The following is an 11,622-nucleotide window of genomic DNA, read 5'->3' as shown; positions in this document are numbered from 1 at the left end:
ACCGGCCGCATCGATACAATAGATGTCGGCCTCGGACCGCAAATCGGCTAGCGCTTTAGCGGCGGCAACCGGAACCAGCATATCCCTGCCACCGAAAACAGCCGTGGCCGGACAGCGCAGATGCCGCCACTGTTCGCGCAAATCGACGGTTTTCAATGTTTCCAGCCCGCCACGCAACGCCGACTCGGCCGGCATCGGCGCATCGGCGACCGCTTGCCGCAGTCGTGTCAGTAATTGGCGTTGCTCGGGCAAACCTTGCACTTGCAAGCCCAAAAAGCGTTGCAGCGTGGCTTTTGGGTCGGCGAGCAAGAGTTCGGCAAAGCCGTCCAGTACCGTCGGCCGCATGCCCGGCCAGACGCTATCGCCAACGAATTTGGGATTGCTGGCCAGTAAAGTCAAATGCTCGACCCGTTCCGGATAGCGCGCGGCGATGTCCAGCGCGACGGCGCCGCCCAACGACCAACCCATTAGCGCAAAACGGTCAAGCGCTAATGCCGCCAGCAAGGCATCGCCGACCCGCGCCAACTCGAACGGCTCCAGCGCGCCGCTATGGCCGTGGCCGGGTAAATCCGCGACGAAGATTTGAAAGCGCTCGGCCAAGCGCTCGGCGAACCCGCGCAACACGCCGCCGTGCATGGCCCAACCATGCAACATCAGCAACGGCGGCCCGCTACCGAGCCGGTCCAGATGGATGAACGTCATGCGCCGAGTTCGCTCAGCGCGTCCAGCAATGCATCGATTTGGGCATCGCCGTGCAGGGCCGACAAGGTCACCCGCAAGCGGGCGGTGCCGGCCGGCACGGTCGGCGGCCGAATCGCGCCGACCCAAAAACCCCGCTCGGCCAAGGCCCGGCTCAGCGCCACCGCCCGCTCGCTATCGCCGGTCGGCAGCGGTTGGATCGCGGTTTCGGAAGCCATTACCGGCAAGCCCAGTTGCTCCGCGCCTTGCCGGAAACGGGCAATTAACTCGCGCAAGCGATCGCGCCGCCAGGTTTCCTCGCGCACGATGCGCAACGCGGCCAGCGTGGCCTCGGCGACCGCCGGCGGCATCGCCGTCGTAAACACGTAGCTGCGGGCCTTTTGAATCAATAATTCGATCAAGTCGTCGGAACCGGCAACGAAGGCCCCGAAAGTGCCGAAGGCCTTACCCAGCGTGCCGACCAGAATCGGCACCTGCTCCGCGCTCAACCCGAAGTGTTCGACAATGCCGCCACCGCGCTGGCCGAGCACGCCGAAACCGTGGGCGTCGTCGATCAACAAACCGGCGTCATGGCGGCCGGCCAATTCCGCCAGCACCGGCAGCGGCGCCAAATCGCCGTCCATGCTGAACACGCCGTCGCTGACCACCAAGACCTTGCCGCCGGCGGTCGCCAGTTTTCCGGCCAAATCGTCGGCATCGGCATGGCGGTAGCGGCGAAACCGGGCGCCGGCCAGCAAGCCGCCGTCCAACAACGAGGCATGATTCAATCGGTCTTCCAGCACCGTATCGCCGCGACCCAGCAAGGCCGAAATCGTCCCGACATTCGCCATGTAACCGGTGGAGAACAGCAAGGCCCGCCGCCGGCCGGTAAACTCGGCCAGCGCCTCTTCCAAGGCGTGATGGGCGGTACCATGCCCGCAAATCAAATGGGCGGAGCCGCTGCCGACGCCGTAACGCGCCGCGCCGCGCTGGAAGGCTTCGACCAGGCGCGGATCGGCGGCCAGACCCAGATAGTCGTTGCCGCAGAAGTTGACCATCCGCCGCCCGTCCACGTCCAGCAGCACGCCTTGCGGACCGTCCACGACCCGGCGCCGCCGGTATAAACCCTGTTGCTCCAGCCGGCGCAGTTCGCCGCCGAAGTCGTAAAAACCGGCCATCACGCGTAGCTGGAGCCGCCCATCCGTACGCCCAAGCGCTGAAATAATTGCTGGTCGTGACTGGTCATCGGATTATCGGTCGTCAGCAATTTATCGCCGTAGAACATCGAATTGGCGCCGGCCAGAAAGCACAGGGCCTGCATTTCGTCGCTCATCTGGCTGCGGCCGGCCGACAAACGGACGCGCGATTGCGGCATCATGATTCTGGCCACCGCCACGGTCCGCACGAACACCAGCGGGTCCAGTGAAGCGGTGCCGTGCAGCGGCGTGCCTTCGACCTGCACCAACATGTTGATCGGCACACTCTCCGGGTGTTTGGGCAGATTCGCCAGTTGCAGCAGCAATTTGGCGCGATCGACCGCCGATTCGCCCATGCCGACAATGCCGCCGCAACAGACGTTGATGCCGGCCTCGCGCACCCGCTCCAACGTATCCAGCCGATCCTGATAGGTCCGGGTGGTGATGATTTCCGAGTAATAGTCCTCGGAGGTATCGAGGTTGTGGTTGTAATAATCCAGACCGCCATCCTTCAAGGCTTGGGTTTGCCGGTCGGTCAGCATGCCCAGCGTCACGCAGGTCTCCATGCCCAGCGCCTTGACGCCCTTGACCATCTCGACGACCCGCTCGATGTCTCTATCCTTCGGACTGCGCCAGGCGGCCCCCATGCAAAACCGCGAAGCGCCCTGCGCCTTGGCCTGTTGCGCGGCTTGCAAGACCGCTTCGACCGGCATCAAAGCCTCAGGCGTCAGATCGGAATCGTAGCGGGCGCTTTGCGGGCAATAACCGCAATCTTCCGAGCAGGAGCCGGTCTTAATGCTCAGCAAGCTGCTGACCTGGATTTCGTTGGGATCGAAGAACGCCCGATGCGCGGTCTGGGCCTGAAAAATCAGATCGTTAAACGGCAACGCGAACAAGGCCTCGACCTCGGCCAATTGCCAATCGTGACGAAGTTGGACGGCGTGATTCGACGGTTTCTGGCTGGCGGACATTCTGCTACTCTCCCATGCTCGGCGGTGGCGCAAGCGGTGACCGGGACCGCTTATCAACCTGTTTAAAGAAAAATGGTAAACCATTGGCTAAACATTATACAGACTTTACTGCTGCCGCCACGCTGCGTCTTGTGCGGCGCGCCCGGCCACACCGGCCTGGACCTGTGCGTCGGTTGCCTGAACGAGCTGCCGCGCAATGTTTCCTGCTGCTACCGTTGCGGCGAACCCTTCGAAATCAGCCATCCTCAACCCATGCTTTGCGGGCGCTGCCTCAGCAAAACGCCGGCTTTCGACGAAACCTACGCGCCGTTTCTGTATCGCAGCCAAATGCGCTATTTGGTGAGCCGGCTGAAGTTTCAACGCGACTACAAAAACGCCCGCGTGCTGGCCGGCTTGCTGGCGGCCCATGCCGGCCATCAAGCCGAATTGCCGGAATGCCTGATCCCGGTGCCGCTGCATCGCGGGCGCTACCGAGAGCGCGGCTTCAACCAAGCCATAGAAATTGCCCGGCATTTGTCCACCGTTTTGAAAATTCCGCTGGATTTACACAGCTGCCAAAGGCTGCGCGATACCGGCCACCAAATCGCGTTGCCGGCCAAACAGCGCCGCAAGAACCTGCGCAACGCCTTTCGCGTCACGCGGCCGCTGGGTTACCGCCACGTGGCCATCGTCGATGATGTGATGACCACCGGCGCCACGGTCGCCGCGCTGGCAACGGCACTGAAGCGAGCCGGCGTCGGCCGGGTGGACGTCTGGGTCTGCGCCAGGGCTTGATGGACCGCCGAAAAAAATCGGGCCGGTATTAACCGGCCCGATCGCTACCACCAATATCGACACCCCGTCTAAGCGTAAGTATCGATGGTTCCGCCTTTACTAGCATCGCTGTCCCCATCGGCATCTTTCGCGACCGCTTGAACCGGTTGCGACGCGGGCTGCTGATTCGCATCAGGCGGCTTCGCTTGATTGACGAGAGGAACGTAAGGCGTGGAGCCCACTCCGGATATGGATGACATGTCGATCTCCCGTGGATTGAGAACTGTCCGCCCGTTTGGGCGGACAGCCGAAATATCGGCCGAATCAGCGAAAGCTTGAACAAAATAACCGCTCAGCGCGGCGCACCGGCACCCGACCCCAACGGCTCGGCCGAAGCGAACAGAGTCCCGCCACTGTGACCGGCCACGTCCACCCATAAGTGCGGCAGATTCAATTCTTCCAGCCACTCGACGCCGTCGCCTTCCTTCAGCATCGCAATCGTCGAAGCACTGCCGGCCACCACGCAGAAATCGCCGACCACGGTCACCGCCGCCAGATGCCGCACCGGCCAACCGGTCTTCGGATTCAGAATATGGCCGTAGCGCACGTTATCGATGACCATACAGCGCTCGTAATCCCCACTGCTGGCCACCGCGCCCTCGTACAAGTGCAAGGTATCCAACAAACCGCCAGGCCGACGCGGATCGCGAATGCCTACCCGCCAGGGACTGCCGTCGCCGCGCGGGCCGATCACCCGTATATCACCGCCCAAGTTAACCACCCCGCGCTGAACTCCGTGGTTGCGACAGATGGTCGCCGCGCAATCGGCGGCGTATTCCTTGACCACGCCGCCGAAATCGATTTCCATGCCGGCCACCGAGAACGTTAGCTTCGGCCGGCGCCAGCACAACCGATGCCAACCCACTTTGTCCAACAACGCCGCCAACATCTCCGGCTCCGGCAAACGGCCGGCATCGAATTTCCAGGCCCGGCGCAAGATTCCGGAGGTCACATCAAACAAGCCCTCGCTTTGCTCGTAGCAGGTCAACGCATAATCCAGCAAGCTGGCGGTCTCGTCATCGACTTCGATCGAGCCGCCGGCCGCCGCCACCCGGTTGATTTCCGACAGCAAACTGTCGTCGCGATACCGCGAATAGCGCGCCTCCAAGCGCCGCACATCCGCCACCGCCGCCTCCGCCGCCGTGCCGGCCGCCGCTGAGCTGGGCGCGAACAATTGGATTTCGCACGGCGTCCCCATGGCTTGGAATTCGTGGCGGTGAAACGTTAACGGACGGCGTTTGCTGGGTTTTTTCGATGTCATGACGGGGCAATTTGCAATTTACGCGGCGGCCGGCGCTCAATGGATTCGGCGGATCGGGTTAGCGTAGCGAGAACCGGCCAAGATTTTAAACCGACCTGCAAACGACAGGCTCACGGCTCGGCCAACACGGGCTCGGTCCGCGACGACCGGCTGCCATCAGCCGTCGATGGAGGTTTGGCCGGCAACGGTCAATTGCTGTTGCTGAGCGTGTTCGATGGCGGTTAGCAACGCTTCGCGCCGCGAGGTGAGTTGACGCATTTGTTGCGTTAGCGAGGCAAATTCGGTTTGCAACGCTTGTTCTTGCCCAGCCATCGCCGCCAGCGCCTCGGCGGTCGATTCCAGCAATAATTCGCTTTGACTTTGGTAAGGCTTGTTGAAACGAGCCTGAAACGCCGCGCGCATTCGCATCGCCAGCGCCTCGAAGCGCTCCTCGGTGAAGTCGTCGCGGCTTATCGTGCCGGACAATTCCTGTTCCAAATCGAAGACGTCGCTTGCGTGCGCTTGCCGGTAGGCGTCGCGCAATTGGCGAATCAGGCCGCGCAATTGATCCTCGGCGCCGCCGGTTTGCGCGATCAGCCGGGCGGCGTTGCTTTCCAAGCCGAACATCGGCTCGCGGTAGCGCGCGGTATATAGTGCCTCCAGCGTCGTCACCAATTCGATCAGGCGGGGAGCGGCGTGGTTTTCGGTCTCCAGCCAGCGAAAAAACAGTTGCTTGAAGGCTTTCGGGAACTCGCCGTGGCGTTCGACGAACTCGGCAATGCCGCGCAACAACGCGGCTTCGGCTTGGTCGCGTTGGTCGGCCTTGAACTTGGCCGATTCAGCGCCGGTTCCCGCAAATCCGGTCGCATCCGCCACGGTTTGGCTTTCGGCCAACGCGCCGCGCCAATACTCGCTTAAACCGGATTGCGGCGCCTCGCTACCGATGTACTTGACGATGTTGTCGGCCAGCGCGGTCAGACAACGGCTGGCCGGCGATTGGCTCATCAATTCGACGATGGGCGATTGCAGCGTCACCGAGCGCGGCAGGTTTTCGTCGCGCGCGACGTAACCGCCGTAGTCCGCCCGCAAGCTCAGGTATTTTTCGACCACGGCCGCGAAGCGCCGATAGGTTTCCATCGCGGCGGCGTAATCGGCGGCCTGATTGACGATCACTTTCAATTGGCCGGGATAATGCCGGGCGTTCAACAGTTTCAGCAGCGAAAAGGCATCGGTTAGCGAAGTCGGCTCGGCGGTAATCACCAAGAACGCCCTGGGGGCGGCCTCGACGAATTGCAGGACATGGTCGGCGACGCCGGCGGCGGAATCGATCAGAATGTAGTCGTATTGGCCTTCCAAGGCCGCCAAGGCATCCAACAGTCGGCGCGCTTCGCCGGGGCCGAGATTCGCGCAAGCGGCTATCCCGGATGCCCCCGGCACCACCGCGACGCCGCCGGCGGTGGTGACGACCACCTCGTTGATGGTTTTTTCGCCGCGCAGCACGTGTTCCAGCGTAAACTCGGGACGCAGGCCCAGCAGAATATTGATGTTGGCAAGACCGGTATCGGCATCGAATATGCACACCTTGGCGCCGCGCAACGCCATCGCCGCCGCGATGTTAGCCGTCAAGCAAGTCTTGCCGACGCCGCCCTTGCCGCTGGTAAATGTCATGACATGCGCTTGCCGCGCCAGCTCCGCGCGCGAGTATTCCACCATCGCTCACCCTTCCTTTCGTTGACAGAGACTAAACCGTTCAGGATTCCGTTAACAATAACTTCCCCAAAGACCGTCACCCGTTCGGGCCAAGCTCATCCAAGCGTGAACGAGTGACGGCATTCGGCCGGGAATTTTGGGGCCGTCCTTCGACAGGCTCGGGACGGACGGAAAATTTTATCGGGAAGTTATTAATGACCATATCTTAAGACCGATCATCATTATGCCTAAATTCGGCCGGGCGATGCCGTTAAGTTTGACGCTTGGAAACGCCCGACCGGATTGACCAACTGGCTCGAGCGGCCGGCCGCGACCAGCGCCCCGAAGCCCAAAGCCGTCGCCCCGTTGGCTGAGCGAAGCCGAAGCCGGCCCGTTCCAGTATAATGAGCGGCCCGCTACCGACACCTTGACCATGACTACGCCGCGTCTCGCCTGGGCCATTACCGGTTCCGGCCATTACATCGAAGAATGCCTGGAATTTATCATGACGCTGGATCATGTCGATCTGTATCTCAGTCAGGCCGGCGAGGAAGTGCTGAAAATGTACGGCATCAAGCTGGATGATGTCCGCGCCCGGATGCCGGTGTACCGCGACAAGGCGGCTTCGGCCCCGCCGGTCGGCCTGTTTTACAAGGGCGACTATCATACCTTCGTGATGGCCCCGACCACTTCCAATACCGTCGCCAAATGCGTGCTCGGCATCGCCGATTCGCTGGCGACCAATTTATACGCCCAGGCCGGCAAATGCCGGATTCCAAGCATCGTCTATCCCTGCGATACCGCGCCGGAAATCGAAACCACCGCGCCCGGCAACAAGAAATTCATGGTCTATCCCAGGCCCATCGATCTGGAAGCCACCGACCGTCTGCGCCGCTTTCCCTACACCCAGGTGGTTGACGACGTGGAGCAGTTGATCGTCGCGGTCAAGGCCAGACTGGCGGCGCTATGAGCGAAAAAATCCTGTTCATCACAGGCAAGTTGGCGGAAAAACAGGTTCGCCAAGTGCTGGAGGCGATGCAGCCGGACTTTCAGTACAAGGTACACGTGATGGGCGTCACCGTCGCGGCCCTGATTACCGTGGACATGATTATCCGCCGCCTGCCGGATGCGCTGGGCGCCGACCGGGTGATACTGCCCGGCCGCTGCCGGGGCGATCTGGCGGTGTTGAGCCAACACTTCGGCGTGCCGGTCGAGCGCGGCCCGGAGGAAATCAAGGATCTGCCGCAGCATTTCGGCATGGCCGCCCATCACTACGATTTGAGCCAATACCGCACCAAAATCTTCGCCGAAATCGTCGATGCGCCGAACATCGGCATCGAGGCGATCTTGCAGCGCGCCGCCTATTACGCCGCCAACGGCGCCGACGTGATCGACATCGGCTGCCTGCCCGGCACGCCGTTCCCGCATTTGCCAGAAGCCATCCAGGCCTTGAAGCAGGCCGGTTACACGGTCAGCATCGATTCGCTGGAAGACGCCGATTTGCTGGCCGGGGCCAGGGCCGGCGCCGACTACATGCTGAGCTTGACCGAGCGCAGTTTATGGATCGCCGACGAAGTGGCGGCCACGCCGATTCTGATTCCGCAAACCCACGGCGACCTGAGCACGCTGGATAAGGCCATCGAGACGCTGCAAGCCAAGGGCCGCGCCTTCATCGTCGATCCTATCCTGGACCCGATCCATTTCGGCTTTACCGAATCCATCGTCCGCAACCACGCGTTTCGCCGCCGCTATCCCGAGGTGGAAATGATGATGGGCGTCGGCAATCTGACCGAACTGACCCACGCCGACACCGCCGGCATGAACGCGCTGTTACTTGGGATATGCTCGGAATTGGACATCGGCCACATTCTGGCCACCGAAGTCAGCAAGCATGCCTGTCGGGCGATCCGCGAAGCCGACCGGGCGCGGCGCATCATGCATACCGCCAAGCAACACAACACGCTGCCCAAGCACATTGCCGCCGATTTGCTGACCGTGCACGACACCGCGCCGTTTTTGAACAGCCGCGATGAAATCGAGGCGCTGGCCGGACAGATCAAGGACCCCAGCTACCGGATTCAAGTCAGCAGCGAAGGTTTGCACGTGTTCAATCGCGACGGCCTGCACAGCGCATTGGACCCCTTCGAGCTGTATCCCAAACTGGGCGTCGAAACCGACGGCGGCCACGCCTTTTATCTGGGCGTGGAATTGGCCCGCGCCGAAATCGCCTGGCAACTGGGCAAGCGCTTCACCCAGGACCAACCGTTGAACTGGGGCTGCGCCAGTCAGGCGGCCGAAACCACGGTCGATCTACACACATTTAAGCCGGCGGGCACCACGATGAAACGGCATGACGAGTGAGGAGCGAATCGGCCTTTGCACCGCATTTATTGTCGGGGTCGCGGCGCCGGCGAAATTACGGCGTAAACGGTTAGCGCCATCGAACAGTCCGTAGCACCAATATTTTCCCGAACGTCCGCAAGCCCACCACCTCCTGCAGCACCAACCCGCTCTGATCGAACAACCACCGCCATTCCGCCAGCGTCCGTTCCCGACCACGGGTGTTGACCAACATCTGCAGATCGAAAGCGGCCGTGGCAACGTCGGCGCGGCTGTCCGGCATCAGCATTTCCATCAAGGCGATAGCCGCATCGTGGCCCGCAGCGGCGCGCGCCACGTTGGATAAAACGGCGATGCAGGCGGCATCGTCGAAGCCATGCAACACCGCGCTCAGCAAATAGATGTCCTTGCCGCTTTGCGCCTTGGGCACGGATTGCAGCAGATCGCGGACTTCGAAGCTCATGCGTTGCAGCATGGCGCCCTCGCCCTTTTCCTGCCAGAACTGCGCCGCGCCTTGGATGACCTGTTGGCGGTCGGCCACCAGTGCCTTAAGCTGCGGATGACGCTTGAGAATGGCCAGCGATTTTGCGCCCTTGGAGCCGCCGACGTCGATGATGCGCTCGAAGCGCGACCAATCGAAATCGGTAGCAAAACTGTCGCCGGCCACGGCTTCGACGCTATCCATCGCCTGCGCGAACAGCGTATCGAATTCCGGGTTGCCATCCATATACGAGTAAAACGCCTGCCAGTGCGCCAATTCGAACGGCACGCCGCCGCTACGCACGCCCTGCTCCAATTGCTCGAACCATGGCCGGGTCATTTCCGGCGAGTTGTGCATCAGCACCATCGCCCGCACGCTGTGGGGATGGTCCGGGCGCAGGCATGACGAAAGTTTGTTGTTACGGAAGCGACGCGGCGAGACTTCCTCAAACACGCCGATTGCCGCCAGCATGCGCAGCAAGCGGTACAGTGCATCGGCGTCGGCGCCAACGCGCTCAGCCAGGGTATCGACGCTCGCTTCGCCATCGCCCAGCGCGCCGGCGATGTCCAGCCGCGCGGCGACATACAGTGCCCGCGATTGCCAGAAGGCCGAACCGATCTGGATCAGGCGGAACGGCGCCGGCACCAGTTTGTTAGGCAGGTTTTGCAGCCAGGCGCCGAATCGGGCGAGTTTGGCGAAGCGGCGCACCGCGCCAGCGTTGTTTTGCAAGGTCATGTCAGGCTCCCGCTTGGGCGATAGCCATGCCCGCCGCCAGCAGTTTGCCGTTGAGCGCGGCGAGTTGGTCGAGAAAGGCGTCGTCCATCTGCCCACCCATTTGCTCCTCGAAAATGTCTTTCAGCAGCATCGGCATCATCGCCAGGCTGACGAAGGCCATGCGCGCCACGTCGGGATTGAGCGCCTGATCCACCAGGCCGCTTGCCTTCAGCTGTTCCAGCCGCCGCGCGCCGCCGCTGCGGCCGCGCTCCAGCAATTGCAGGATGAAACGCCGGCCTGGCCCATGGTTGAGGGCGAGCACCTTGAGGATGAGCTTGGGAAACTCGGGATGCTGGCGCATTGTGTGGTAATACAGGCGCAGGTATTCGGCGAAACCGCCGACCTCGGACAGCGCATCGCTGTCGAGCATGTCCAGGATGGGCTTGAGCGTCTCGCGTATCATCTCTTCGTACAGTCCTTCCTTGTTGCCGAAGTAATAGCGGATCATCGAGACATTGGCGCCGGCCTTGTCGGCGATCGCGCGGGTGGTGACCTTGTGGTATTCGTCGGCCAGAAAACATTCCAGCGCCGCCTTAAGCAGGCGCGCATAAACCGGGTCGGAAATATCGTTCATTAAATAACTCCTGCAAGCCATGATGGCGGCAGGTTAGCACCGGCGGCACATGCGCCCTAGCGGTTTCGCCAATCAAGATGCGGGGTTTGATTGACAAACAGCCGCTCGCAATCAGCGCAGCAAGCGCACCCCGAGCAGCATGCAGCCCACGGCGAAGGTGAAAATCCCGGCGATCGACACGAACACTGAAATCGCGGGGCCCAGCGCATAAACCACTGCACCAACAAAGATCAACACCGCCGCGGGTTTGGGATAGATAGCCGAACGATAAAGCGACAGACAAAACAACACGATGCCGACCAGTATCGTCTCCGAAGCCGACATTCTAAACGCCAACACCGCCGGATCGTTTTTGATAACGGCGTCTCGCAACAGGAAGGCGGTTTCCGGATAGCGGGCGATGACGGGATAGAGAAACAGCTCCCAAGTCACCTTGCAGGCCTGTAACAAATAAGCCGCCTCGATGAATAAAAAACCGACGGCGCCCTGCCAACCGGCCGTGGCACGCATGTTTGCATAAACGGCATAGAAGCCGGCCAGCAACGCCAGAACGCCGGCGAAGGCAACCATCGCTAAAGGCGCCCAGCCTGGGCTGCGCACGACCTCGGCATAGTCGAAGGTTCCCGTCCCTAGTGGTAACAAGATCGGGAACAAGACCGCGTAGGCGCTGAGCAGCAATGAACCGGCGATGATGGCGATGCCACCGAGTTTTTCGAAAATGAGCATATTGGGTTTGCCTAAATCATTGGGGCCTTGGTCGAAGCCGATAGAGACCATAGCCAGTGTTATTAGAAGTACCGCTTTCCTCAGCAACACAAGGAGAAGTGTTAGTGAGGATTTTCCACCACCAATGAGGAATGTACTAC

11 protein-coding genes are annotated in these 11,622 nt (G+C 61.5%); 3 read left to right on the top strand and 8 right to left on the bottom strand.

Annotation, left to right across the window (positions count from 1 at the left end; genetic code table 11):
- The 3 genes from AC3B8H_RS13640 to bioB all read right to left on the bottom strand — a co-directional run.
- A partial coding sequence (locus tag AC3B8H_RS13640) for an alpha/beta fold hydrolase (RefSeq protein WP_488442095.1) occupies positions 1 to 702 on the bottom strand: 702 nt, incomplete at its 3' end.
- Positions 699 to 1,856: an 8-amino-7-oxononanoate synthase gene (gene bioF / locus AC3B8H_RS13635; protein ID WP_488442094.1), complete on the bottom strand. Its 1,158-nt coding sequence runs from the start codon at positions 1,854 to 1,856 to the stop codon at positions 699 to 701. The genes AC3B8H_RS13640 and bioF, both read right to left, overlap by 4 nt.
- Positions 1,856 to 2,845, bottom strand: coding sequence for a biotin synthase BioB (gene bioB / locus AC3B8H_RS13630; RefSeq protein WP_488442093.1), 990 nt, complete (start codon positions 2,843 to 2,845; stop codon positions 1,856 to 1,858). The genes bioF and bioB overlap by 1 nt, the downstream gene beginning before the upstream one ends.
- Before the next feature lie 72 nt (positions 2,846 to 2,917).
- Between bioB and AC3B8H_RS13625 the strand changes: the two genes are divergently transcribed.
- Complete coding sequence (locus AC3B8H_RS13625) at positions 2,918 to 3,619, top strand: ComF family protein (protein WP_488442092.1); 702 nt, start codon at positions 2,918 to 2,920, stop codon at positions 3,617 to 3,619.
- A 331-nt stretch (positions 3,620 to 3,950) separates the two neighbouring features.
- Here the strand turns inward: AC3B8H_RS13625 and AC3B8H_RS13620 are convergent, their stop codons facing one another.
- Positions 3,951 to 4,919, bottom strand: a complete 969-nt coding sequence (locus tag AC3B8H_RS13620; RefSeq protein WP_488442091.1) for an FAD:protein FMN transferase — start codon at positions 4,917 to 4,919, stop codon at positions 3,951 to 3,953.
- Between the two features lie 156 nt (positions 4,920 to 5,075).
- Complete coding sequence (locus tag AC3B8H_RS13615; RefSeq protein ID WP_488442090.1) at positions 5,076 to 6,611, bottom strand: MinD/ParA family protein; 1,536 nt, start codon at positions 6,609 to 6,611, stop codon at positions 5,076 to 5,078.
- A 409-nt stretch (positions 6,612 to 7,020) separates the two neighbouring features.
- Between AC3B8H_RS13615 and AC3B8H_RS13610 the strand changes: the two genes are divergently transcribed.
- Positions 7,021 to 7,557, top strand: coding sequence for a flavoprotein (locus AC3B8H_RS13610; RefSeq protein WP_488442089.1), 537 nt, complete (start codon positions 7,021 to 7,023; stop codon positions 7,555 to 7,557).
- On the top strand, positions 7,554 to 8,948 hold the full coding sequence (locus AC3B8H_RS13605; RefSeq protein ID WP_488442088.1) for a DUF6513 domain-containing protein: 1,395 nt from the start codon (positions 7,554 to 7,556) through the stop codon (positions 8,946 to 8,948). Before AC3B8H_RS13610 ends, AC3B8H_RS13605 begins: the two co-directional genes overlap by 4 nt.
- Positions 8,949 to 9,018: 70 nt before the next feature.
- Here the strand turns inward: AC3B8H_RS13605 and AC3B8H_RS13600 are convergent, their stop codons facing one another.
- The 3 genes from AC3B8H_RS13600 to AC3B8H_RS13590 all read right to left on the bottom strand — a co-directional run.
- Positions 9,019 to 10,143, bottom strand: coding sequence for a methyltransferase (locus AC3B8H_RS13600; protein WP_488442087.1), 1,125 nt, complete (start codon positions 10,141 to 10,143; stop codon positions 9,019 to 9,021).
- 1 nt (position 10,144) lies between these two features.
- Positions 10,145 to 10,756 (bottom strand): TetR/AcrR family transcriptional regulator, encoded by a 612-nt coding sequence (locus AC3B8H_RS13595; RefSeq protein WP_488442086.1) that lies wholly within the window; start codon positions 10,754 to 10,756, stop codon positions 10,145 to 10,147.
- 111 nt (positions 10,757 to 10,867) lie between these two features.
- Positions 10,868 to 11,622 (bottom strand): hypothetical protein (locus AC3B8H_RS13590; protein WP_488442085.1); only part of this gene is annotated, 755 nt, incomplete at its 5' end.

It is taken from the genome of Methylomonas sp. BG-2, assembly GCF_057766305.1.
This window is presented reverse-complemented; position numbering and strand designations above follow the sequence as displayed.